Source organism: Streptomyces sp. F63, from assembly GCF_018070345.1.
Classification (GTDB): Bacteria; Actinomycetota; Actinomycetes; order Streptomycetales; family Streptomycetaceae; genus Streptomyces.
In genome coordinates, this window is record NZ_JAGPXX010000009.1 from 36,523 (window position 1) to 58,715 (window position 22,193).

19 protein-coding genes are annotated in these 22,193 nt (G+C 73.5%); 6 read left to right on the forward strand and 13 right to left on the reverse strand.

What is annotated here, in order from left to right; genetic code table 11:
• Window positions 1-33: 33 nt before the first annotated feature.
• The 3 genes from tilS to dacB all read right to left on the reverse strand — a co-directional run bounded on the left by tilS (window position 34) and on the right by dacB (window position 4,261).
• Complete coding sequence (gene tilS / locus KBZ10_RS12545; protein WP_210987666.1) at window positions 34-1,176, reverse strand: tRNA lysidine(34) synthetase TilS; 1,143 nt, start codon at window positions 1,174-1,176, stop codon at window positions 34-36.
• Window positions 1,177-1,473: 297 nt separating this feature from the next.
• Window positions 1,474-2,613 carry a zinc-dependent metalloprotease gene (locus KBZ10_RS12550; RefSeq protein WP_210987667.1) on the reverse strand — a complete coding sequence of 380 codons (1,140 nt, stop codon included), beginning with the start codon at window positions 2,611-2,613 and terminating at the stop codon, window positions 1,474-1,476.
• Window positions 2,614-2,866: 253 nt separating this feature from the next.
• Window positions 2,867-4,261, reverse strand: a complete 1,395-nt coding sequence (gene dacB / locus KBZ10_RS12555) for a D-alanyl-D-alanine carboxypeptidase/D-alanyl-D-alanine-endopeptidase (protein ID WP_210987668.1) — start codon at window positions 4,259-4,261, stop codon at window positions 2,867-2,869.
• Between the two features lie 188 nt (window positions 4,262-4,449).
• On the opposite strand from dacB, the gene KBZ10_RS12560 reads away from it, so the two are divergent.
• Window positions 4,450-4,944 (forward strand): inorganic diphosphatase, encoded by a 495-nt coding sequence (locus tag KBZ10_RS12560; RefSeq protein WP_019707647.1) that lies wholly within the window; start codon window positions 4,450-4,452, stop codon window positions 4,942-4,944.
• Window positions 4,945-5,101: 157 nt separating this feature from the next.
• Complete coding sequence (locus KBZ10_RS12565) at window positions 5,102-6,913, forward strand: threonine/serine exporter family protein (protein ID WP_210987669.1); 1,812 nt, start codon at window positions 5,102-5,104, stop codon at window positions 6,911-6,913.
• A 101-nt stretch (window positions 6,914-7,014) separates the two neighbouring features.
• Here KBZ10_RS12565 and KBZ10_RS12570 read toward each other — a convergent pair whose 3' ends face one another.
• Complete coding sequence (locus KBZ10_RS12570) at window positions 7,015-7,965, reverse strand: DedA family protein (RefSeq protein WP_210987670.1); 951 nt, start codon at window positions 7,963-7,965, stop codon at window positions 7,015-7,017.
• Window positions 7,966-8,211: 246 nt separating this feature from the next.
• On the opposite strand from KBZ10_RS12570, the gene wrbA reads away from it, so the two are divergent.
• Window positions 8,212-8,838 (forward strand): NAD(P)H:quinone oxidoreductase, encoded by a 627-nt coding sequence (gene wrbA / locus KBZ10_RS12575; protein WP_210987671.1) that lies wholly within the window; start codon window positions 8,212-8,214, stop codon window positions 8,836-8,838.
• 25 nt (window positions 8,839-8,863) lie between these two features.
• Here wrbA and KBZ10_RS12580 read toward each other — a convergent pair whose 3' ends face one another.
• From KBZ10_RS12580 to KBZ10_RS12595, 4 genes are all read right to left on the reverse strand, one after another.
• Window positions 8,864-9,598, reverse strand: coding sequence for a PadR family transcriptional regulator (locus KBZ10_RS12580; RefSeq protein ID WP_210987672.1), 735 nt, complete (start codon window positions 9,596-9,598; stop codon window positions 8,864-8,866).
• A gap of 107 nt (window positions 9,599-9,705) precedes the next feature.
• Window positions 9,706-10,281 (reverse strand): DinB family protein, encoded by a 576-nt coding sequence (locus KBZ10_RS12585; protein WP_210987673.1) that lies wholly within the window; start codon window positions 10,279-10,281, stop codon window positions 9,706-9,708.
• Window positions 10,282-10,513: 232 nt separating this feature from the next.
• The gene (locus tag KBZ10_RS12590; protein ID WP_210987674.1) at window positions 10,514-11,971 is read right to left on the reverse strand and encodes an aldehyde dehydrogenase family protein; all 1,458 of its coding nucleotides are present in this window, start codon (window positions 11,969-11,971) and stop codon (window positions 10,514-10,516) included.
• Between the two features lie 86 nt (window positions 11,972-12,057).
• The gene (locus KBZ10_RS12595) at window positions 12,058-12,894 is read right to left on the reverse strand and encodes a helix-turn-helix transcriptional regulator (protein ID WP_210987675.1); all 837 of its coding nucleotides are present in this window, start codon (window positions 12,892-12,894) and stop codon (window positions 12,058-12,060) included.
• Between the two features lie 345 nt (window positions 12,895-13,239).
• Between KBZ10_RS12595 and KBZ10_RS12600 the strand changes: the two genes are divergently transcribed.
• Window positions 13,240-13,794 carry an ATP-binding protein gene (locus KBZ10_RS12600; protein ID WP_210987676.1) on the forward strand — a complete coding sequence of 185 codons (555 nt, stop codon included), beginning with the start codon at window positions 13,240-13,242 and terminating at the stop codon, window positions 13,792-13,794.
• A gap of 201 nt (window positions 13,795-13,995) precedes the next feature.
• On the opposite strand, the gene KBZ10_RS12605 is transcribed toward KBZ10_RS12600, so the two are convergent.
• Window positions 13,996-14,235, reverse strand: a complete 240-nt coding sequence (locus tag KBZ10_RS12605) for a DUF397 domain-containing protein (protein ID WP_210987677.1) — start codon at window positions 14,233-14,235, stop codon at window positions 13,996-13,998.
• 578 nt (window positions 14,236-14,813) lie between these two features.
• On the opposite strand from KBZ10_RS12605, the gene KBZ10_RS12610 reads away from it, so the two are divergent.
• Both KBZ10_RS12610 and KBZ10_RS12615 read left to right on the forward strand, forming a co-directional pair.
• Window positions 14,814-16,355 (forward strand): ATP-dependent DNA ligase, encoded by a 1,542-nt coding sequence (locus KBZ10_RS12610; RefSeq protein WP_210987678.1) that lies wholly within the window; start codon window positions 14,814-14,816, stop codon window positions 16,353-16,355.
• A 122-nt stretch (window positions 16,356-16,477) separates the two neighbouring features.
• Window positions 16,478-16,741: a GlsB/YeaQ/YmgE family stress response membrane protein gene (locus KBZ10_RS12615; protein WP_210987679.1), complete on the forward strand. Its 264-nt coding sequence runs from the start codon at window positions 16,478-16,480 to the stop codon at window positions 16,739-16,741.
• A gap of 86 nt (window positions 16,742-16,827) precedes the next feature.
• Here the strand turns inward: KBZ10_RS12615 and KBZ10_RS12620 are convergent, their stop codons facing one another.
• The 4 genes from KBZ10_RS12620 to KBZ10_RS12635 all read right to left on the reverse strand — a co-directional run bounded on the left by KBZ10_RS12620 (window position 16,828) and on the right by KBZ10_RS12635 (window position 22,090).
• The gene (locus KBZ10_RS12620) at window positions 16,828-17,811 is read right to left on the reverse strand and encodes a 1-acyl-sn-glycerol-3-phosphate acyltransferase (protein WP_210987680.1); all 984 of its coding nucleotides are present in this window, start codon (window positions 17,809-17,811) and stop codon (window positions 16,828-16,830) included.
• Entirely contained in the window at window positions 17,808-18,560 is a 753-nt protein-coding gene (locus tag KBZ10_RS12625; protein ID WP_210987681.1) for a GNAT family N-acetyltransferase, read from the reverse strand. The genes KBZ10_RS12620 and KBZ10_RS12625 overlap by 4 nt, the downstream gene beginning before the upstream one ends.
• 107 nt (window positions 18,561-18,667) lie before the next feature.
• Window positions 18,668-19,609 carry a substrate-binding domain-containing protein gene (locus KBZ10_RS12630; RefSeq protein ID WP_210987682.1) on the reverse strand — a complete coding sequence of 314 codons (942 nt, stop codon included), beginning with the start codon at window positions 19,607-19,609 and terminating at the stop codon, window positions 18,668-18,670.
• Window positions 19,610-22,090, reverse strand: coding sequence for a glycoside hydrolase family 2 protein (locus KBZ10_RS12635; protein ID WP_210987683.1), 2,481 nt, complete (start codon window positions 22,088-22,090; stop codon window positions 19,610-19,612). It lies immediately after the preceding gene.
• Window positions 22,091-22,193: the final 103 nt, after the last annotated feature.

The window sequence follows — 22,193 nt, forward strand, 5'->3', positions numbered from 1 at the left end:
CGGCGGGGCCGGGAGGAGACGTCGGGAGGCGGCTCAGTGCTCGGCGGCGGTCTGATCGCGCCGCCCGATGACCAGATTGCCACATCGCCGCAGGACCTCCACGCGCCCGGGGAGGTTGAGGGCACCCTGACCGTGCCAGTCGGTGACCAGCCGGTCCATTTCCTCGATGTGCCGGGCGAAGAGCGAACCCGCGGGCGAACCGGCGGCGATGGCCGCGCGCCGCAGCACCCGGCGCCGGATGGCGGGCGGCAGCGCGGCGAGCTTGGCCACGTCGAGGCCGTCCGGCCCGGTGCCGGACGGACGGGACCGGACGGAGCGCTCGGCGTCGTCGGCCCAGACGTCGAGGGCGTCGGCGTCGTCACGGGAGAGCTGGGCGGTCCGGGCTAGGGCCTCGATCACCCCCTTGCCCAGGGACTTCTCCAGGGCGGGCAGCCCTTCGTGGCGCAGCCGGGAGCGGGTGTAGGAGGGGTCGCTGTTGTGCGGGTCGTCCCAGACCGGCAGGGACTGGGCGAGGCAGGCCGTGCGCGCCGTCTGCCGGTCGAGCCGGAGGAACGGGCGCCGGTAGCGGCCGTCCCTGCCGGAGACGGCGGCCATGCCGGAGAGCGAGCGGATGCCGGAACCGCGGGCCAGCCCGAGGAGGACCGTCTCCGCCTGGTCGTCGCGGGTGTGGCCGAGCAGGACGGCGCGGGCCCCGTACCGGTCCGCCACGGCGTCGAGGGCGGCGTAGCGGGCGTCACGGGCGGCGGCCTCGGGGCCGCCGGTCCGGCCCACGTCGACCGCGACCGTCTCGACGGGGTCGAGGCCGAGCTCGCGCAGGCGAGTGGCGACCTCGGCGGCGCGCTGGTCGGAGCCGGGCTGGAGGCGGTGGTCGACGGTGACCCCGCCCGCGCGGATGCCCAGCTTGGGCGCCTCGAAGGACAGCGCGGAGGCGAGCGCGACGGAGTCGGCGCCACCGCTGCAGGCGGCGAGCACCAGAGGGGCGTCGGGGGCGGCCGGAGCCGCGCGGCCGGACGGCTCGGGACGTCCGGCGGGGGATGGGGACGGGGATGGGGAGGAGACGGCGGACGGAGAGAAGGGAGGGGGAAGCGTGCCGGCGGCGGCGAGCTCGGCGAGGAGGTCGTGCAGCGTGCGGCGGACCGCCAGGCGTATCGCCGCGACCGCTGGATGGGGACCCATGTCCGGTTCCCTTCCTGTCAGGGGGAGAAGTCTCGGGGGCCGTGCGGGCCGGGGGACGGCGGACCGCCCCTCGACACTCGGGCTTCCGTCACACTGTGTGTGTAGATGGTGACAGAGGCGAGCCGTTACCCGAGCATCGCACGCCTTCCGGTATCCCACGGTCCCTCGGACGGGTGATCTGCAGGACTTCCATTCGGTCCTGTCCCCGACCGGGGCGGACCGCACGCGGACTGACAAGGGCCCGCGCTCACCGCGGGGACCGGGGCGGGGCCGGCGCCGGACAGCCGGCGGCCCGGGTCAGCCCTCCTTGCGGTGCACCCGGGCGACCCACTCGGCCGGGGCGGCGATCTCCGCCTTGGTCGGCAGGGTGTTGGGCGAGGTCCACACCCGGTTGAAGCCGTCCATGCCGACCTCGTTCACCACGGCGCGGACGAAGCGCTCGCCGTCGCGGTACTGGCGGAGCTTGGCGTCCAGGCCGAGGAGCTTGCGCAGGGCCTGGTCGAGCCGCCCCGCACCACTCGCCCGGCGCTGCTGGAACTTCTCGCGGATCTCGGCCACGGAGGGGACGACGTCCGGCCCCACCCCGTCCATGACGTAGTCCGCGTGGCCCTCCAGCAGGGACATCACGGCGGTGATGCGGCCCAGCACCTCCCGCTGGGCGGGGGTCTGCACCAGCTCGACGAAGCTGCGGCCGCTGTCCCCCTCGCCCTCCGGCCGGCCGCCCGCGAGGGACTGGGCGGCCTCGCGGACACGTTCCAGGAGGGTGCCGGGGTCGATGTCGGTCTCGGCGAGGAAGGTCTGGATCTCGCCCTCGATGTGATCGCTGAGCCAGGGGACGGCCGAGAACTGGGTGCGGTGGGTCTCCTCGTGCAGGCAGACCCAGAGCCGGAAGTCGTGGGGTTCGACGTCGAGTTCGCGCTCGACGTGGACGATGTTCGGGGCCACCAGCAGCAGCCTGCCGCCGTTCGCCCCGGCCGGCAGGTCGCGGCCCGGCGGGGCGAAGGTCTCGTACTGGCCGAGGACGCGGGAGGCGAGGAAGGAGAGCAGGGCACCCAGCTCCATGCCGGTCACCTTGGAGCCCACGGCGCTGAGCACGGCCCCGCCGGGACGGGCCGCGCGGCGGCCCTCGACCTTCTCCAGCAGCGGCTTCAGCAGCTCGCGGAAGCCGGCGACATTGGCCCGGATCCAGCCCGGCCGGTCGATGACGAGGACCGGGGTACCGGCGCCGGGGTCCGGCACGGCACCGTCGGCGTGCGCTGCCGCCATCCGGGTGAAGGCCCGCACGTGCTCCTCGGAGGAACCGGCGTGCCGGCGCAGCTCCGACACGATCGCGCGCGCCTCGTCACGGCTCACCTCGGGGCCCGGCCGTACCAGCCGGGTCGCGGTCGCGACCGCGAGATTCCAGTCGACCATCTGGGCACCGCCGAAACTCGTCATGACTTCACCGTACGTGGCATGCGGAGGGAGCGGGAGAAGCTCCTGGCGGGGTGCGGGCCGGGCGGGGGCGGAGGTGTCCGTCACGTCTCCGGACGGGACCGGACGGGACCCGGGGGGCGGGCGCCGGGGGCGGGCGGCGGGCGGCGGGCCCGCACGGTGCGGCGGCTCCGGTGACGTGCCCGGCCCGGCCCCGGCGCGCCGGGGCCGGGGCGCGGCCGCCGGGCCGGTGAGCGCCCGCCCGGGCCGGGAGTGGTCAGCGGCAGCCGCAGTTGGCCAGGGCCGAGGCCATGCGGTCCAGGGCCGCCTGGGCGCCGTGGGCGTCGCTGCTGCCATTGGTGAGGAACGCGAAGGCCAGCAGCCGGCCGTCGGCGTCGACGACCGTGCCGGCGAGGGCGTTCACACCGGTGAGGGTGCCGGTCTTGGCGCGGACCATGCCGGTGCCCGCGGAGGCGTCCGCGTAGCGGCTGCGGAGGGTGCCGCTGAATCCGGCCACGGGCAGACCGGTGAGGACCGGGCGGAGCTCGGGGCGCTCGGGGTCGGTGGCCCGGACCAGCAGCCGGGCGAGGAGTGCCGCGGAGATCTTGTCGTCCCGGTCGAGGCCGCTGCCGTCGGCGAACCGGGCGCCCGCCAGCGGCAGGCCGAGTCCGGCGAGCCGGGCCCGTACGGCCCGGCCGGCGCCGGTGAAGCTCGCCGGTTCGCCGGCGGCGACGGCCGTCTCCCGGGCGAGGGCCTCGGCGATGTCGTTGTCGCTGTTGGTCAGGGCCCGTTCCACGAGGGCGGAGACGGGCATGGAGCGGACGGCGGCGACCCGCTCGGCGTCCTTTCCGGCCTCGGCGTGCCGGGGCTTCCCCTTGACGGTGAGGCCGCGGTCGCGCAGCAGGTCCGCGAAGGTCCTCGCGGCGTCGGCGGCGGGGTCGGCGGACCGGGGCGCCGGGCCGCGGCGGCTGTCGTCCAGGCGGCCCGCGTCGGTGCTCAGCGGGACGACCGGGGCGATGTTGTCGTTGGGCCCTATGGGGTGCCGGGTGGGTCCGGACCAGCGCGAGGTGTCGTACGCCAGAGCGACCTTCCCGACGCCGTCCTCCTTGAGGGCGCGCGCGGTGCGGTCGGCAAGGTCGCGCAGGCTCGCCGGGTTCCCGGGCTGCCGGGCGTCCCGGGCGGTGAGGGTCGGGTCGCCGCCGCCGACCAGCACGACCTCGCCCTTGCCCGGCCCGTAGACCACCTCGGTGGTCAGCCGGTGGTCGGGGCCGAGGGCGGTGAGGGCGGCCACGGATGTCGCGATCTTGATCGTGGAGGCCGGTACGGCGGGGGTCTTCTCCCGGGTGCCGTGCACCAGTTCGCCGGTGGCGGCGTCGGCCACCGCGGCGGTGCTCAGCGCGCCCAGGGCCGGATCGTCCAGCAGCGGGGTCAGAGCGTCCTCCAGGCCCGTCGCGGTGGGCGGCGGGGCGGCCCCGGGCGAGTCCGCCGCGCCGCCGAGCGCGGCGAGGACCGCGGCGGCCGCGGAAGCGGACTCCTCCGTGGCCGACGTCGCAGGTGACCGGCCATCGTGACGCTCGCCACCCTCGCCGTTCCAGTGGGCCGCGCGAGCCCGCTCGGCCGTACGCTGTCCGGAGTCCCATGGGCCGGCCGCGGTCACCGCTCCGGCCGCCATGACGAGCCCGAGTACGGCGGAACCCGCCGCCAGGTGCCACGGCGGAAGGGCCAACCACCCGCCGACGGGCCACCTGAACCGCCACCATCCGGCCTCGGGCACTTCGGACCAGCCCCTTTCGCACCCACGCCCCCGCGTAAGGGACACTTAACCATCAGAATTATGGCCTGATCATGGAGGAGCCACCCGTGGAGTTCGACGTCACCATCGAGATCCCGAAGGGTTCGCGCAACAAGTACGAGGTGGACCACGAGACGGGCCGTATCCGCCTGGACCGCCGGCTCTTCACCTCGACGAGTTACCCGGCCGACTACGGGTTCGTCGAGAACACCCTCGGCGAGGACGGCGACCCGCTGGACGCCCTGGTCATCCTGGACGAGCCGACCTTCCCCGGCTGCCTCATCAAGTGCCGCGCGATCGGCATGTTCCGGATGACGGACGAGGCGGGCGGTGACGACAAACTGCTGTGCGTGCCGGCCTCGGACCCGCGCGTCGAGCACCTGCGCGACATCCACCATGTCTCCGAGTTCGACCGCCTGGAGATCCAGCACTTCTTCGAGGTCTACAAGGACCTGGAGCCCGGCAAGTCGGTCGAGGGCGCCAACTGGGTGGGCCGCGCCGAGGCCGAGGCCGAGGTCGAGGCGTCCATCAAGCGCCTGGAGGCCTCCGGAGGGGCGCACTGACGGTGATCGCGCCGGAGTGATCCGGCCACGGGCCCGCCGGCGCGGCGGCCCGGCGGGACGGCGGGACGGACGGGCGGCGCACTCCACGCGGGTGCGCCGCCCGCTCGCTGCCCGGGGCGCCCGGGCGGGTGCGACATACCGGGCGAGCACCTCGGGAATGCGCCATGGTGGCTGGTGGCGGGCGGGGCCGGGAACGGGGGACCCGGAGGGACGGACGAGAGTTCCACGAGGAGGAACGGAGCACGTGGTGGCGGACACCCAGCGGCACGGCGGTGCCCACGGGCCGGAGCGCGCGGAGGACGCCGAGGACCGCAAGCCGCAGTCCGACGAGGCGCGCAGCGCCTTCACACCACCGCTCGGCGTCCCCCTGCCGCCGCCCCCGGAGGACGAGCACCCCACCTCGGAGTTCGCCCTGCCCACCGGCCTGGCGCAGGAGTCGCCGCCCGAACCGGAGGGCTCGGCCTTCGCGCCCCCGGGCGGGCGGCAGCCCCAGACGCCGGACGGGAACGGCCGGAACCGGCCCAGCGCCTTCCCCGCCTTCACTCCCCCGCAGGGCATACCCGCCGTCCGGCTCTCCAAGGACCAGCCCTGGCAGGACCGGATGCGCACCATGCTGCGGATGCCGGTGGGGGACCGCCCGCTGCCCGACCGGGCGGAGCGCCACGAGGACGAGTCGGGGCCCGCCGTCCCCCGGGTGCTGGACATCTCGCTGCGGATCGGGGAACTCCTGCTGGCGGGCGGCGAGGGCGCGGAGGACGTCGAGGCGGCGATGTTCGGCGTCGCCCACGCCTACGGGCTGGACCGCTGTGAGCCGACCGTCACCTTCACCCTGCTCTCCGTCACCTATCAGCCGTCGCTGGTGGACGACCCGGTCACGGCCAGCCGGACGGTGCGCCGCCGGGTCACCGACTACACGCGGCTGTCGGCCGTCTACCGGCTGGTGGACGACATCACCACGGAGGACACGGAAATCACGCTGGAGGAGGCGTACCGGCGGCTGGCCGACATCCGGCGGAACCGCCACCCCTACCCCGGCTGGGCGCTGACCCTGGCCGCCGGACTGCTCTCGGGCTCGGCGAGCACCCTCGTCGGCGGCGGCTGGCTCGTCTTCCTGGCGGCGGCGGCCGGGGCCATGCTCGGCGACCGGCTGGCCTGGCTGGCCTCGGGCCGCGGGCTCCCGGAGTTCTACCAGTTCGTGGCGGCCGCGATGCCGCCGGCCGCGATGGGCGTGACGCTGGTGCTGGTGCACGCGGAGGTCAAACCGTCCGCGGTGATCACGGGCGGGCTGTTCGCCCTGATCCCGGGGCGGGCGCTGGTCGCCGGGGTGCAGGACGGGCTGACCGGCTACTACATCACCGCGTCCGCCCGATTGCTGGAGGTCGCGTATCTGATCGTGGGCATCGTGACCGGGGTGCTGCTGGTGCTGGTGGTGGGCGTGGAGCTGGGCGCCGGACTGAAACCGGCCGAGTCGCTGGGCAGCGACTACCGGCCGGTGACCCAGATCGTCGCGGCGATGCTGCTGGCGCTGGCCTTCTGCATCATGCTCCAGCAGGAACGTTCCACCGTGCTGGCGGCCACCCTCAACGGCGGCATCGCCTGGACCGTCTACGGCGCGATGAACAACGTCGGCGGGATCTCGCCGGTGGCCGCGACCGCCGTGGCGGCCGGGCTGGTCGGTCTCTTCGGACAACTGCTGTCCCGCTACCGGTACGCCTCCGCGCTGCCGTACGTCACGGCCGCGATCGGGCCGCTGCTGCCCGGTAGCGCGACCTACTTCGGCCTGCTCGGCATCGCGCAGGGCGATCTCAACGCGGGACTCGGCTCGCTGACCAAGGCCGTGGCCCTGGCTCTGGCCATCGCCATCGGGGTGAACCTGGGGGGCGAGCTGGCCCGGCTCTTCCTCAAGCGGCCGACGGTGGAGGCCGAGACGGGCGAGCGGCGGGCGGCCAAGCGCACCCGCGGATTCTGACCGCGGGGCCGCAGCCCGGGCGACGGCGCCGGTGCCGCCCGGCCGACCGGGCCGGGCCGGGACGGGACGGACGGCCGGCCGTCCGTCCGTACGGGCAGGGGCTACCGGCCGTACTGATCCGGCTGCCCATAGGGCTGCGGCTGCTGCCGGCCGTACTGATCCGGCCGGCCGTACGGCTGCTGCTCGCCGTAGCCCTGCTGACCGTACCGGCCGTCGTACTGCTGCTCACCGTACTGACCGGGCTGCCCGTACGGCTGCTGCTGCGGCTGCTGGCCGTACTGGCCCGGGTGACCGTACGGCTGCTGCTGCGGCTGCCCGCCGTATGCGGGGGCGGGCTGCCCCGGCTGCCCGAACGGCTCCGGGCCGTCCTGCGGCCCGGGGGCGGGGTCGGGGCGGACCGCGGCCGGCTCCTCGGGGCCTCCCGCCGCGCGGCGGGACTGGGCACGGGCCCGGAGCACCTCGATGACGATCGGCAGCACCGAGACCAGCACGATCAGGATGAGGATCTTCTCGATGTGGGCGTGCACGAAGTCGATCTGACCGAGGAAGTAGCCGAGGACCGTCACACCGGCGCCCCAGAGCGTGCCCCCGAGGACGTTGAAGGTGATGAACGAGCGGTAGTTCATGCGGCTCACACCGGCGACGATCGGGGTGAACGTCCGCACGATCGGCACGAAGCGGGCCAGGACCAGCGACTTGGGGCCGTACTTCTCGAAGAAGTCGTGCGCCTTCTCGACGTTCTCCTGCTTGAAGAACCGGGAGTCGGGCCGCTTGAACAGCGCCGGCCCGACCTTGCGCCCGAAGAGGTAGCCGACCTGGTCGCCCAGGACCGCCGACACGACGACGAGTGTGCAGATCAGCCAGAGCGGGTAACTGAGCGTGTCCGTCGCCACCAGCAGACCGGTGGTGAAGAGCAGGGAGTCACCGGGCAGGAAGAAGCCGAAGAACAGGCCCGACTCGGCGAACACGATCGCCAGCACGCCGATCAGGCCGAAGGTCTGGATCAGATAGTCCGGGTCGAGCCAGCTGGGGCCGAGCGCGAGGGTGGTCACGGAAGTAGAGACTCCAGGTTCGGGGCGCAGGCTCAAGCGGGGCCCGGGCGCGGTTCGTGGGGCGACTGTACAGCCCTCCCAAAGCTACCAACGCCCCGGAAATGCGGGGGGTTCCGGAGCCCGTACCCGTCCGCCGCCCCGCCGTGCGGTACCGGATCGCCGGTGCGGGGCTTGCCCGTCGCCGCAGCGGGCACCCGGTGGGTCCGCCCCCTCACCGGGGTTCGCGTCAAGGGAGGAGTCCGTTTCATGACCGGCGCCGTGCGTCTGGCCGTCATCCACTACTCGTCCACCGGGACGAACACCGCCGTCGCCAAGGAGATCGCGGACGCCGCGACGAAGGCCGGAGCGGAGGTGCGGCTGCTCCGGGTGGCCGAACTCGCGCCCCGGACTGCGGTGGAGTCCAATCCGGCATGGGCGGCGAACGCCGATGCGACGGCCGGTGTCCCCGAGGCCGGCCCGGACGACATGCTCTGGGCCGATGCGGTGATCTTCGGCACTCCGACCCGCTACGGGAATGTGTCCTCACAGCTCAAGCAGTTCCTCGACAGCCTCGGCGGGCTGTGGTCCGAGGGGAAGCTGGCCGACAAGGTCTACAGCGGCTTCACCTCCTCGGCAACGCCGCACGGCGGCCAGGAGTCCACTCTGCTCGCGCTCTACACCACGATCTACCACTTCGGCGGGGTGGTGGTGGCCCCCGGCTACACCGATCCGTCGAAGTTCACCGACGGCAATCCGTACGGCACCTCGCACGTGGACGCCCAGGGGCAGAAGCCGGTGGACGAGACCACGCTGCGGGCCGCCCGGGTACAGGCCGAGCGGGTGGTGCGGTTCGCCCGGGCGCTCAAGGCCGGGGCGGCCGGGGACGGCGGATGACGGACGGAACGCGGGACGGGGCCGGTCAGCCCTGCCTCCCGGCCCCGTCCCGTCCGGGACCGGGACCGGAACCGGAGCCGGGCTCGGACTCCGGTTCCGGTCCCGGCTCGGGCCCGGAACCAGGGGCCCGGAGGCGGCGGGCGTTCCGGTCCGCGTAGGGGTTCTCCGCGCCGTCCGGCAGGACGTCCACCGAGCGTTCGCCCTCACCGGCCATGACGTAGGCGCCGCCCTCCAGCCGGGCGATCAGCCCGCGCGTCCATTCCGCGCCGCTCTCGGCGAGATGGGTCCAGAGCCGCATGATCTCCCCGATGTGGCCCCACTCCTCGGGGGGTGCCGGCGGCAGCCACTCCCGCTCGACCTCGTCCCGCCACGCCTCCAGCGCCGCCACCCGCCGCCTCAGCAGGGAGACGGCCTCCTCGCGCGGCAGGTCGACGAGGAAGCCGACCCCCGCGGTCAGCAGATCGGTTTTCTGGTCGTGCCGGACCAGGGCCTCGCGGAGCAGCGCCAGATACTCCCGCTCCCCCTCCGGGGTCAGTTCGTACTCGGTGCGGGGCGGGCCGCCGGCCGGGCTCGGCTCGGTGTCGTGCGCCAGCAGCAGGCCCTGCTTCGCCATCTGCTTGAGGGCGTGGTAGATCGAGCCCGGCTTGACGTTCGACCACTCGTGGGCGCCCCAGTACTCCAGGTCGCTGCGGACCTGGTAGCCGTGGGCCCGGCCGTGCTGGCGGACGGCGCCCAGCACCAGCAGTCGCGTCGCCGACATCGGCCGTTCCCCTCCCTGCCGTCCGGTCCGTACGGCGTCACCCTAAGGGCTGTCCCGCGATTCCCGGCGGGCGCCCGGCAGCGGCACGCGGGGCTCGGGAAGGCGGGTCAGGCGGTGGCGCGTTTCCGGGCGCCCCGGTCCTCCTCCGCCCCGGCCGCCATGTCGACCAGTTCGAACGCCGTCCTGCCGTCCAGGGATTCACGGATGATGTCGGCGTGGCCGGCGTGCCGGGCGACCTCCTGGATGAGCGTCAGGACCAGCCAGCGCATCGACCGCTCGGCGCCGCGCGGGAACCACGGCGCTTCGGGCAGTGCGAAGGTCGCGTCGAAGTCCGGCACCGCGCGGACGAAGCGTTCGGTGCGGGCCGCGACCTCCTCCCACTCGGCCAGCTTGCCGGCGATCGTCTCGTCACCGATCAGCTGGAAGCTCTCGTGCCAGTTGGACTCGTCGCGCTCCGCCGCGTATTTCAGGCCCCGGGCGGTGCGCACCCAGCCGTCCTCCGTCTCCACCAGGTGCTTGAGCAGTCCGGAGAGGGAGAGCGCGCCGGCGGTCGGCTTCCGCGCCGCCTGCTCCTCGGTGAGCCCGAGCAGCGAGCGCCGTACCGCACCGCGCTGCGCCTCCAGGTAGGCGAGCAGGGCGCCGCGCTCGTCACCGCGGTCCTCGGCTTCCACGAGAGTGGGCATGGGGATGGCCTTTCTGTAGGGGTACGCGCCGGTCCGGCCGCATACGCACCGGTCGTTCGGAACATCCCTCACGCTATGAGGACTTGCGGTCAGCTCCGGTCCGCAACGCAGGGGACCGGCAACGCACCGAGGCCCGGGCGGCGGGTGCCCGGGCCTCGGTGCGGTGATGCGGTGGTGCGTGCGGCTGTCCGCGTGCGCCCGGCGATTCCCCCGCGCCGGGGCGTCGCCGGGGTCAGAAGGGGAAGACGCTCCTGCCGTGCTGGATCGAGATCCACTTGGTGGTGGTGAAGGCCTCGATCATGGCGTCGCCGTTGAGCCGGCCGAGGCCGGAGTGCTTCTCCCCGCCGAAGGGCACGATCGGCTCGTCGTGCACCGTACTGTCGTTGACGTGCATCATGCCCGTCTCGATCCGCTGGGCGATCCGCACACCGCGCTCGACGTCGGCCGTGTGAACGGCGCCGCTGAGCCCGTACGGGGTGTCGTTGGCGATCCGCACCGCCTCGTCCTCGTCCTCGACGGGGACGAGGACGACCACGGGTCCGAACATCTCCTGGCAGAGGGCGTCCGAGCCCTCCGGCACATCGGTGAGGACGGTGGGCGACACCAGGGTGCCGTCGCTCTCGCCGCGGACGAGGGCGGTCGCGCCGGCCTCGATGGTGCGCTCCACCAGGGCGGTGATGGCCTCGGCCTGCGCGGGGTTGATCAGCGGGCCGATCTGGGTCTCCGGGTCGGCCGGGTCGCCCACCTTGAGGGAGCGGACCTTGGCGGTGAACTTCTCGGTGAACTCGTCGAGGACGGCGCGGTGGACCAGCACACGGTTGGCGGACATGCAGACCTGTCCCTGGTGGACGAAGCGGCTGAACACCGCCGCGTCGACCGCGTAGTCGAGGTCGGCGTCCTCCAGCACGATCAGGGCGCTGTTGCCGCCGAGTTCGAGGACCGAGCGCTTGAAGTGCGAGGCGGCGACGGTGCCCACGTGGCGCCCGACCTTGTCCGAGCCGGTGAAGGAGATGACCTTGGGCACCGGGTGCTCGATGAAGGCGTCACCGATCTCGGCGATGTCGGTGATGACGACGTTCAGGACCCCGGGCGGCAGACCGGCGTCCTCCAGGATCTTCGCGACCAGGGAACCGCCGACGATCGGGGTGTTCTGGTGCGGCTTGAGGACGACGGCGTTGCCGAGGGCGAGGGCCGGGGCGACGGACTTGAACGACAGCAGGAACGGGAAGTTGAACGGGCTGATGACGCTGACGACGCCGACCGGCGTCCGGTAGACCCGGTTCTCCTTGCCGTCGGCCGCCGCCGGGAGGATCCGCCCCTCGGGCCGGACCGCCAGCAGGATCGCCTCGCGCAGGAATTCCTTGGCGAGGTGGAGTTCGAAGGCCGCCTTGAGGCGTGTGCCGCCGAGTTCGGCGATGATCGCCTCGGTGATCTCCTCCTGGCGCTCGTCGATGAGGGTGAGCGCCCGCTCGAAGACGGCCCGGCGGGCGTAGGGATTGGTGGCCGCCCACGCGCGCTGGGCCCGCTCGGCGGCCCGGTACGCCTCGTCGACCTCGTCGGTGGTGGCGATGGTGATGGCCGCCAGTTTGTCCCCGTTGTAGGGGTTGAAATCGATGATGTCCCACGATCCGGAGCCGGTTTTCCATTCACCGGCTATGTACTGGTGGGCCAATTCTGCGAAGTAGGACATGCCACCCCTGACGTGGAGACCGGAGCGCCGGGCGGGGCGCCCGCGGAGGGTTCGGACTCCTGACGGTTTGTCATCGTACTGATGTCTCAGAGGTCCCGGAGGATTTTCCCGATGAGGTCACGGCTCCCCGCCGGGTCGGGGCTGTCCGCGCGCAAGCGGTCCAGCACGCGCCGGTACTGCCGCACGTCCTCGGGCTTGTCCAGGTAGAGCGCGCTGGTGAGCTGCTCCAGATAGACGATGTCCGAGAGGTCGGACTCGGGGAAGCGCAGCAGGGTGAAGGCCCCGCTCTCACCGGCGTGGCCGCCGAATGAGAACGGCATGACCTGGAGCGTCATCCGCGGGTGCTCGGAGAGCTCGGTGAGATGGCGGAGCTGATCGCGCATCACACCGCGGTCGCCGTACGGCCGGTGCAGCGCCGCCTCGTCCAGGATGAGGTGGAACTCCGGACCGTGCTCGGCGACGAGCAGTTTCTGCCGCTCCAGGCGCAGGGCGACGCGGCGTTCGACCTCGGACGGCGCGGCGCCGGGCTGGCCGCGGGTGACGACGGCGTGGGCGTACCCCTCCGTCTGCAGCAGGCCGGGGACGAACTGCACCTCGTAGCCGAGGATGCCGGAGGCCGCGCCCTCCAGGCCGACATAGGTCTGGAACCAGCCCGGCAGCACATCGCTGAAGCTGTGCCACCAGCCGGCGACATTGGCCTCCCGGGCCAGGCCCAGGAGGGCGTCGCGCTCGGCCGGGTCCGTGACGCCGTAGAGCGTGAGCAGGTCCTCGACGTCCCGGGCCTTGAAACTCACCCGGCCCAGCTCCATCCGGCTGATCTTGGACTCGGAGGCGCGGATCGAGTATCCCGCCGCCTCGCGGGTGACGCCCCTGGACTCGCGGAGCCGCCTGAGCTGTGAGCCGAGGAGGATGCGGCGCACCATCGAGCCACTGGATCCTCCCGCTCCGTCGGTTCCGCTTCCCGGCTGCCCTGTGCTCATGTACCGACTACCTGTCTCCGTAGTTGATGCACCGCGACCGTCAACAGACGAAGTCTGCCACTTCCGGGCTCCGTTGCGTGCCGGTCCGGTTACACAGATGAGATGGGGACGGGAAATCTGGTAAAGCAGCGGCCGAAGATTAACCGCCCAACTCCTGGCATACCGGGGCGATCACGTCAGCTGCACGTGCATCTGCCCTTGCATCCGGGGTGCGCATTGGGAACGATGGACCCAAGCACCACAGCACGGCTGCCTCGACCGATTCCACTTGGGCCAGGAGTGCCTCGCATGGGGACCAAAGGATCGACCATGCTCGAGCCGTTACGGCGGGAGCTTCCGCCCATCGGCTATGAGGCGGTCTCCAGCAGCGCCACCTGCTCCCTCACCCCGGACTACGCCTCGGTGAGCGGCGCACGCCGGTTCACCACGGCCGCGCTCTCGGAGTGGAGTCTGGACGACCACGCCGACACGGTCGCGCTGGTGGTCTCGGAACTGGTCACGAACGCGCTGCGGCACGCCCTGCCGAACGTCGTACCGGAGCCCCTGGCCGCCGCCGTCCGCCAGGACCCGGCCGCGGGGGCGTGCCGGGCGGAACCGGCCGTGCGGCTGCACCTGATGCGGTGGACCACTCACCTGGTCTGCGCCGTACGGGATCCCAGCCGGGACAGCCCGGTCACGGGAAGGCATCTGCCGGAGGATCCGGACCGAGCGGGGGAATCCGGCCGCGGACTCCATCTCGTCGAGGCCTTCAGCGACAACTGGGGCTGGCATCCGCTCGCGGGGACGCTGCGCGGGAAGGTCGTCTGGGCGCTGTTCCGGCTGCCGGCGGTACCGGCGGGCTGACGGACCCCGCTCCGACCGCCCGTGCCGACGGGCCGGCACGGAAGGCGCCGGTTCCGGACGGGTGCGTGCACGCCGGGGAACCCTGTGCGCCGGGAGCCCCCGGATCGTGGGGTGGGGTGCGGGCTCCCGGGTGGACCGGCCGGGGACGGCGACCCGGCCTGCCTGCTCGCTCTCCTCGTGAGGACTGCCTGCCGCGGCAGGTCAGTCCCTGATCAGGTGATCGAACTCCCCGTCCTTGATGCCCAGCAGCATCGCCTCGACCTCGGCGGGCGTGTAGATCAGTGCGGGCCCGTCGGGATGGCGCGAGTTGCGCACCGCGACGTCCCCTCCGGGCAGCTTGGCGAACTCCACACAAGCGCCCTGAGAATTGCTGTGCCGGCTCTTCTGCCACACCACCTCCCTCAGTTCCGTGGCGGCCATACCGTTGTACGTGTGATGCACAGGACTCTCCCGAAATAGCCGGCGGTATCCCGCCGCATGTGTGGGGGGTTGTGGGCTGCCCGGATCATAACCGCGTCCCCATGCACCTGCATGAGCCTTTGCACGTGCACCACAGGTATCCGAGCCGCTCCGCACCGTTTCCGCGGAGTCCGCAATTCCCCCTTTTCCCTGGAGCGGTGCGCACCGCTCCGGCCCCCTCGCCTTTCCCGGGGGCGCACGTCAGCGCCGTAACCGCACGCCGTGACATGCGTCACTCCACCCCCACGGGCCTCACCTCCCGGGGCGCGAGCAGAAGGCCGGGGCCTCAATCCAGGTCTCCCGGTCGATAGGGATGACGTGCGGAACGTTCCACCGGTTGGTTCCCGGCAGGGAATTTCTGGCAGCTTTTCCGGAGCGGGATCACGGAAGCTTTTCCCCACAGCCACCGGCGCGGTTTTCGTCGCGCTGGGCAAGGGGCAATGGACCGGCGGTCACATCCTCCGCCGCACCGCCGGAAGAAGCGGAAGAGGTATCACCCGTGTGCGGCCGAATGCCGGTTTTCCGGGCTGCGGGGCGGGAGCGCGGGTAGGGATGACGGCATGCTGCTGGCCGAACTCGCGGAGACGTCCAGGGATGTCGCCGCCACCGCCGCCCGCTCGGAGAAGACGCGTCTCCTCGCCCGGCTCTTCCGCGACGCCGAACCCGCCGAGGCCCCCCTGATCATCACCTATCTGGCGGGCCGGCTGCCCCAGCGGCGGATCGGAGTGGGCTGGAGCGTGCTCAGGGAGCCCCGCCCGCCCGCACCCGAGCCGCGGCTGTCCGTCCTGGAGGTCGACGCCGCGCTCGGCGCGATCGCGGCCGTCTCCGGCACCGGCGCCCTGGCGGAGCGGAAACGGCTGGTCGGTGCGCTGCTGGAAGCGGCGACCGAGGAGGAACAACGCTTCCTGCTCGGGCTGCTCTCCGGCGAGCCGCGGCAGGGCGCGCTGGACGCGCTCGCCGTGGAGGGGCTGGCCGCCGCCACCGGCGCGGAGCCCGCCGAGGTGCGCCGCGCCGTGATGCTGGGCGGCTCGCTGGGCGGCGTCGCCGAGGTGCTGCTGGAGCGGGGGCCGGCAGCGCTCGCCGGCTTCCGGCTGCGGGTCGGCCGCCCGGTGCTGCCGATGCTGGCGCACACCGCGAACACCGTGGACGAGGCCCTGGACACACTGGGTCCGTGCGCGGTCGAGGAGAAGCTCGACGGCATCCGGGTGCAGGTCCACCGGGACGGCGACACGGTACGGATCTGGACCCGCACACTGGACGAGATCACCGGCCGGCTGCCGGAAGTCGCCGATGCGGCCCGGGAGTTCGCGGCGGACCGCGCCGTGCTCGACGGGGAGGTGATCGCCCTGGGGGAGGACGGCCGGCCGCGGCCCTTCCAGGAGGTCTCCGGGCGGGTCGGTTCGCGCGTGGACGTCTCCGCCGCCCGGCGGTCGCTGCCGCTCTCCGCCGTCTTCTTCGACCTGCTGGCCGTGGACGACCGTGACCTGCTGGAACTCCCCGCCTCCGCGCGCCATGCGGAGCTGGCCCGGGTGGTGCCGGAGCCGCTGCGCGTACGGCGTCTGGTGGCGGCCGCCCCGGAGACCGAGGAGACGCGGCGGGCGGTGCGGGAGTTCGCCGCCGAGACCCTGGAGCGCGGGCACGAGGGAGTCGTGCTGAAGGCACTGGACGCCGTGTACCGCGCGGGGCGGCGCGGTGCCTCCTGGCTGAAGGTGAAGCCGGTGCACACCCTCGATCTGGTGGTGCTCGCCGCGGAGTGGGGCCACGGACGGCGCAGCGGCAAGCTCTCCAATCTCCATCTCGGCGCACGGCGGCCGGACGGCTCGTTCGCCATGCTCGGCAAGACGTTCAAGGGGCTGACCGACCGGCTGCTCGCCTGGCAGACGGAGCGGCTGCTGGAGCTGGCCACCGCGCGGGAGCCATGGGGGGTGACCGTCCGGCCGGAGCTGGTCGTCGAGATCGCCTTCGACGGCGTGCAGCGCTCCTCCCGCTATCCGGAGGGCATCACCCTCCGCTTCGCGCGGGTGCTCCGTTACCGCGAGGACAAGCCCGCGTCCGAGGCGGACACGGTGGACGCCGTACGGGCGCTGTACCCGGCGGGCTGAGGAACCGGCCGGGCGGGGCTCCGGCGACAGGACCCGAGTGACGCGCACATGCCGGGGCAGAAGGACCGTACACACCGCGGTTCGAACCGAAGTCACTACGGAGTCGGTACGGAGAGGCAGTCATGGAGATCTCGGGCATCATCAGTGCGATCATCATCGGCATCGTCATCGGGGTGCTGGGCCGGCTGGTCCTGCCCGGCCGGCAGCGGATCGGTGTGCTGTGGACGATCCTCGTCGGTATCGTCGCCGCGCTGATCGGTACGGCTCTCGCGGGGGCTCTGGGCGTCTCCGACACCAGCGGCCCCGACTGGATCGAGTGGCTGATCCAGATCGCACTGGCCGCCGTCGGCATCGCCGCGCTCGACCGCGCCAAGGCGCGGGCCTGACGGCGCGGACACCCGTCCGCCCGGGCACGGGACGCCGGCGGCCGCTTCCGCCCCCCGCGGCCGGCGGAGGGCGGGTCAGGGGATGTTCACGGATGTTCAGGGGGTCCGGACCGCCCGGTGAGCAGCGGCCCGGGCCTCCCTGCTCCCGTGCCCGCCGCCGCCGGCCGGAGACCCGGATCCGTGGCGGCGGGGAGTGAGCCGACGGAACGCGCGCCGGGGCACCGCGCCGGGGCGGTTTCCCGTACGAGCGCCTGCGCGCGCCGGGCCAGGGAGCGCCGGTCGTCCACACCGGGCACCGGCAGCAGGGGCGGATGGACACGGATCCGGACGGTGAGCGCACCGGCGGTCAGCACCCGGTGCAGCGAGCCGGCGAAACCGTCCTCGCCGACGAACGCCGCCACGGTGCTCGGGACGCCCGCCTGCTCGTAGCCGATGGTGACGGGACGCACCGGCGCCCCGGCGTCGAGCGCCGCCTGGAACGCGGCGGGCCGGAACCGGCCGCCGGGAGCCGAGCAGTGCGTGATCCCCTCGGGGAAGACGGCCACCGACCGTCCGGCACGCAGCAGCCCGGCCAGGGCCTCCACGGTGCCGGGGAGTTCGCGCAGGCTTCCCCGGTCGATGAAGTGCGTACCGGCGCGCCGGACCATCGGTCCGACGACCGGCCACTCCCCGACCTCGCGTTTGGCGAGCAGGGTCACCGGTTCGACGGCCGGCAGGGCGACGGCGTCGAGCCAGGAGATGTGGTTGGCGACGACCAGGGTGCCGGGCGCGGCGGCGGGGCCGCCCGGCTCCCCCCGCGCGGCCTGTGCGCGCGGGGCGCGCGGGGCGCTCAGGACGGCGCCGTCCGGGGTCTCCAGCCGTACGCCGAGCGCGTCGAGCAGCGCCCGGGCCCGGAGGCGCAGCGTCTCCGGCCGGGCGATGCCGTCGCCGTCGCGCAGCGCTCCGGCGAGTTCCCGGGCGAAGCCGGCGGTGCGGCGCAGGGCACGCGCCGGGCGCACCGGCGGGACGGCGTGCGCGACGCAGCGGGCCGGGGCGCAGGACGAGCCGGGGGCCCAGGGGTTCGGGTTCACCGGAGGTCGCCCAGGAAGAAGCGCCGATAGCGGTCGTTCATGCGTTCGGTGTCGAGCAGGACGAAGAAGTCGGCGTCGCCGAACACCCGGTCGTGCTGCGGCGGTCCGCACATCCAGGCGCCGGCCCGCAGATAGCCGCGGAGCAGCGGTGGCAGGGCGAGCGGGTCCGGCCGGGCGTCCACCGGGCGGGGCGGGGTCCACGGGTCGAGCGGCTGGACGCGCAGTTCGGGCGGGGCGGCGTGCCGGGTGGTGCCCAGCAGCCAGGCGTTCGCCGCCGCCTGCCCGCCGTCGCCCAGCGGCACCGAGGCGCAGCCGGCGAGATAGCGGTGCCCGGAGAGCAGGACGTAGCGGGCGAGCCCGGACCACATGAGGTTGATGACCCCGCCCGTGCGGTGCGCGGGGTGCACGCAGGCCCGGCCGGCCTCGACCATGGAGGCGCGCACCTCGGCGGGCAGCGTGCGCAGGTCGAACTCGGTTTCGGAATACAGGTGCTCGCTGCGGCCGGGGGGCAGCAGCCGGTAGGTGCCGACGGCTTCGCCGGTCGCCGTGTCGGTGACGACGAGGTGGTCCATCACGTCGTCGAACGCGTCGGTGTCCCGCCCGTCCGCCGTCGGGCGCAGCCGGGCGCCGCGCTCCTCCGCGAAGACCTGGTGGCGCAGTCGCTGCGCGGCGTGGATCAGCTCATCGGTGTCGGCTATCGCCATGGTGTACGAGGACGTGCCCGCCGAAGCGGTCGGTGTCGAGAGCATGCCATGACTGTCCCGGGCACCGCCCAATACCCGGTGTCCATCCGGTGAGGGAGGCACAGCGGGGGGATGACGGCGGCGCGCCGCGGGCCGGCGGGGTGCGGGACGGATCAGACGCCGGCGGTACCCGCGGCGCCGGCGGCACCCGCGGCACCCGCGGCGCCGGCCGGACCGGCCGGACCGGGAGCGGTACTGCCGCGCGGCACGTAGCGGGCGGTGGGCAGGGAGCGCTCCGCCACCGGTCCCCCGTCGACCAGTTCGAGCACGGACCGGGCGACCAGGACGCCGTACTGGTGTACGTCCAGGCTCATGGTGGTGAGCGGCGGGGTGGCCAGCCGGCACAGGGTGGAGTCGTCCCAGGCGATGAGGGAGAGCCGCTCCGGCACGGCGAAGCCGAGCTCCTTCGCGGCCGCCAGACCGGCCACCGCCATCACGTCGTTGTCGTAGAGGATCGCGGTGGGCGGCTCGGGCGCGCCCAGCAGCCGGGCGGTCAGCCGCTCGCCCGACTCGGCCGAGTAGTCGCCCTCGACGATCACCGGGGGCGCCAGGCCCGCCGCGCGGCAGCCCTCCTCCAGGGCGGCGGTCCGGGCCCGGGTGTGCAGCAGCTCCGCCGGACCGCTCACCCGCGCGATGCGCCGGTGACCCAGGTCCAGCAGCCGCGCCAGCGCCTCGCGCACGGCCCCGGCGTCGTCGGTGCGGACGGCGGGGGCGGACGGGTCCTGCTCCCAGGTGCCGACGAGCACGGCGGGCAGGCCGAGTTCCCGCAGGCGGGCGGGCCGCCGGTCGCCCGCGGTGAGGTTGACGACGGCGACGGCCTCGACCAGGCGCCGCTCGGCCCAGCGCCCGTAGGCGGCGAGTTCGGCGTCCTGCGCGGGCACAACGTGGAGGAGCAGGGACATGCCGCGTTCCGCCAGGGTCTCCTCGATACCGGCGATGAACTCCATGAAGAAGGGTTCGACGCCGAGCAGCCGGGCGGGGCGGGCGAGCACGAGTCCGACCGCTCCCGTCCCGGCCGGCTCACGTCCCGCCGGCTCGCGCTGTGCTCCGGCCACTCAGGAAGACACCGCCGGGGCGTGGAGCGCGTTGGCACTGCGCAGCACCAGCGGCCCGGTCAGCCGCTCCGGATCCAGCCGGGCGGCGGTGCGGACGGTGAAGGAACGGGTCTCACCCGCGGGGATCGGGACCAGCATGTCGTCGACCTCGGCGTCGGGAGCGAGCCGGTCGGCCAGCACGGCCACGTCGCGCGCGAAGGAGGCCGCGGTGACGTCGATCCGGTAGCCGCCGGGAACGGCGACGGCCTCAGCGGTCAGCGGCGCCGGGTCGTAGGCCAGTTCGACGTCCTCCCGGAAGAGGTGGACGGCACGCGCGTCGTCGCACGTCAGCACGAGCACCTCCTGGGCGGGATCTGCGGGCGTGAGCAGGGACTCGGCGAGGGTGTACGGGGCTGCCGACCGGGGCTTCACGTCCAGTTCGATACTAGCGGCGTCCAGGACGGTCCCGTCGAACGCCTGCCGCTCCGCCCGCACCGTGCCCGCCCAGGCGCCGTCCGTGTCGTTCACCGCGACGAGCACGGTCGCCCCGTCGCGCGGCTGGAGGGTGAGCAACCGGGGCGCGTAGGCGTGCTTCAGCGCGTACCAGAGCGGCTTGGGGCGCCCGTCGCCGTCGACGGCGGCCCAGGAGGTGACCGGCCAGCAGTCGTTGAGCTGCCAGACGACACTGCCGGCGGTGCGCGGCCACCAGGAGCGGAAGTGCTCGACGCCGAAGGCGACGGCGCGGGCCTGGTTGAGCTGGGTCGTCCAGTGCCAGTCCGCGAAGTCCGCGGGCGCGGGGAGGTGCGGGGCGTAGCCGCGGTCGAGCTTGCCGTTGCCGTCCTCGGCCTTCTGGTGCAGCAGGAAGGACGGGGAGGTGGGCGTCAGGGGTTCGTCGTGCACCCAGCCGGTCAGGGTGGCCCAGGCCGGCGGTCCCTGGAAGCCGAACTCGGAGCAGAAGCGCGGGATGTGGTCGCGGTAGGCGGTGTAGTCGCGTTCGTTCCACACCCGCCACTCGTGCCGGGTGCCGTGGTTCTCGTCGTTGGGGTGGAGCTCGTCGAGCGGGCTGCCGGGGTTGTACGGGCTGTTGGCCGCGTAGAAGCGGGTCGGGTCGAGCTCGGCGACGACCGACGGCAGCAGTTCGGTGTAGTAGCGCAGACCCCAGCTGCGGCCCCGGAGCTGCTCGGGCCAGCCCCAGTCGCGGTAGCCCCACATGTTCTCGTTGGCGCCGTTCCAGAGGGCGAGCGAGGGGTGCGAGGAGAGCCGGGCGACGTTCTCGCGGGCCTCGGCCCCGACCTCGCTCCACAGTGGCTCCTCCTCGGGGTAGGAGGCGCAGGCGAAGGGGAAGTCCTGCCAGACGAGGACGCCGCGCTCGTCGCAGACGTCGTAGAAGTCCTCGGTCTCGTAGATGCCGCCGCCCCAGACCCGGAGCAGGTTCATATGGGCGCCGAGGGCCTGCTCGACGCGGCGGGTGACGCGTTCGCGGGTGACGCGGGTGAGGAAGTGGTCGTCCGGGATCCAGTTGGCGCCCTTGGCGAAGACGGCGGTGCCGTTGACGGTGATCGTGAACGGGGTGCCGGTCTCGTCGGGAGTGGTGTCGACGGTGATCGTGCGGAAGCCGACGCGGCGGGCGGCCGCGTCGAGGGGCGGTCCGCCGTCGCCCGCGCGGAGTCCGGCGCCCAGGTCGTACAGCGGCTGGTCGCCGTAGCCGGCGGGCCACCACAGGCGGACGCCGGGGACGTCGAGGGTGAGCACCGCGGAGGTCTCCCCGACCGGCACGGTGACGTCGCCCTCCCGGCCCGCGACGCCGGCGGTCAGCCGCAGCTCGCGGGGTGCGGCCGGGTCGGCGTGCTCGATGCCGGCGTGGAGTTCGACTCGGCCGGTGCCGTCCGGGCCGACGGTCACCAGCGGCCGCAGCCGGTCGATGCGGGCGGTGGTCCAGCGCTCCAGGCGGACGGGTTTCCAGATGCCGGCCGTCTGCAGGTCCGGTCCCCAGTCCCAGCCGAAGCTGCAGGCCATCTTGCGGATCATGTTGAAGGGGTGCGGATAGACGTGGGGGCGCCGGCCGAGCCGCCGCTCGGTCTCCTCGGCGTGTTCCAGGGCGGAGCGGAAGGTGACCACCAGCTCGTTGGCGCCCTCGCGGAGGGCTTCGCGGACGTCGAAGCGGTAGGAGCGGTGCATGTTGGCGGTGCGGCCCAGCACCCGGCCGTTCAGCTCGACCGTGGCGACGGTGTCCAGCCCGTCGAAGGCCAGGTCGACGCGCTCGCCGGGACGGGCCGGCTCCGCATCGAAGGTGGTGGTGTAGCGCCAGTCGGTGCGGTGCGCCCAGACGAGTTCCTCCTCGGCGCGGTCGAGGTAGGGGTCGGGGATCAGGCCCGCGGCCAGCAGATCGAGGTGGGCGCTGCCGGGCACCCGGGCGGGGACGCTCCGGCCCGCGATGTCCGCGGGGACCGGCCCGGCGGTCGCCGTCAACTGCCATCCCTCGTGCAGGGTCTGACGGATCATCCTCGATCACTCCAAGGTCGGGCCCGCTGGGCGCGGCGGGCGCGCGCGGAGGGCAGGGGATTCAGCCGGTGCGTGCTCTTGTGCGAGGTGGGGCCAGGTGGAT

Bases quoted from the DNA above. Each gene is read 5' to 3' on its own strand.
- KBZ10_RS12565 (WP_210987669.1), top strand. From the start codon at position 5,102: ATGCGCCATGGTGGCTGGTGGCGGGCGGGGCCGGGAACGGGGGACCCG.
- KBZ10_RS12615 (WP_210987679.1), top strand. From the start codon at position 16,478: ATGGAGATCTCGGGCATCATCAGTGCGATCATCATCGGCATCGTCATC.
- KBZ10_RS12625 (WP_210987681.1), bottom strand. From the start codon at position 18,560: ATGCTCTCGACACCGACCGCTTCGGCGGGCACGTCCTCGTACACCATG.
- KBZ10_RS12585 (WP_210987673.1), bottom strand. From the start codon at position 10,281: ATGCCCACTCTCGTGGAAGCCGAGGACCGCGGTGACGAGCGCGGCGCC.
- KBZ10_RS12580 (WP_210987672.1), bottom strand. From the start codon at position 9,598: ATGTCGGCGACGCGACTGCTGGTGCTGGGCGCCGTCCGCCAGCACGGC.
- KBZ10_RS12610 (WP_210987678.1), top strand. From the start codon at position 14,814: ATGCTGCTGGCCGAACTCGCGGAGACGTCCAGGGATGTCGCCGCCACC.
- dacB (WP_210987668.1), bottom strand. From the start codon at position 4,261: ATGGCGGCCGGAGCGGTGACCGCGGCCGGCCCATGGGACTCCGGACAG.
- wrbA (WP_210987671.1), top strand. From the start codon at position 8,212: ATGACCGGCGCCGTGCGTCTGGCCGTCATCCACTACTCGTCCACCGGG.
- KBZ10_RS12550 (WP_210987667.1), bottom strand. From the start codon at position 2,613: ATGACGAGTTTCGGCGGTGCCCAGATGGTCGACTGGAATCTCGCGGTC.
- KBZ10_RS12595 (WP_210987675.1), bottom strand. From the start codon at position 12,894: ATGGTGCGCCGCATCCTCCTCGGCTCACAGCTCAGGCGGCTCCGCGAG.
- tilS (WP_210987666.1), bottom strand. From the start codon at position 1,176: ATGGGTCCCCATCCAGCGGTCGCGGCGATACGCCTGGCGGTCCGCCGC.
- KBZ10_RS12590 (WP_210987674.1), bottom strand. From the start codon at position 11,971: ATGTCCTACTTCGCAGAATTGGCCCACCAGTACATAGCCGGTGAATGG.
- KBZ10_RS12635 (WP_210987683.1), bottom strand. From the start codon at position 22,090: ATGATCCGTCAGACCCTGCACGAGGGATGGCAGTTGACGGCGACCGCC.
- KBZ10_RS12600 (WP_210987676.1), top strand. From the start codon at position 13,240: ATGGGGACCAAAGGATCGACCATGCTCGAGCCGTTACGGCGGGAGCTT.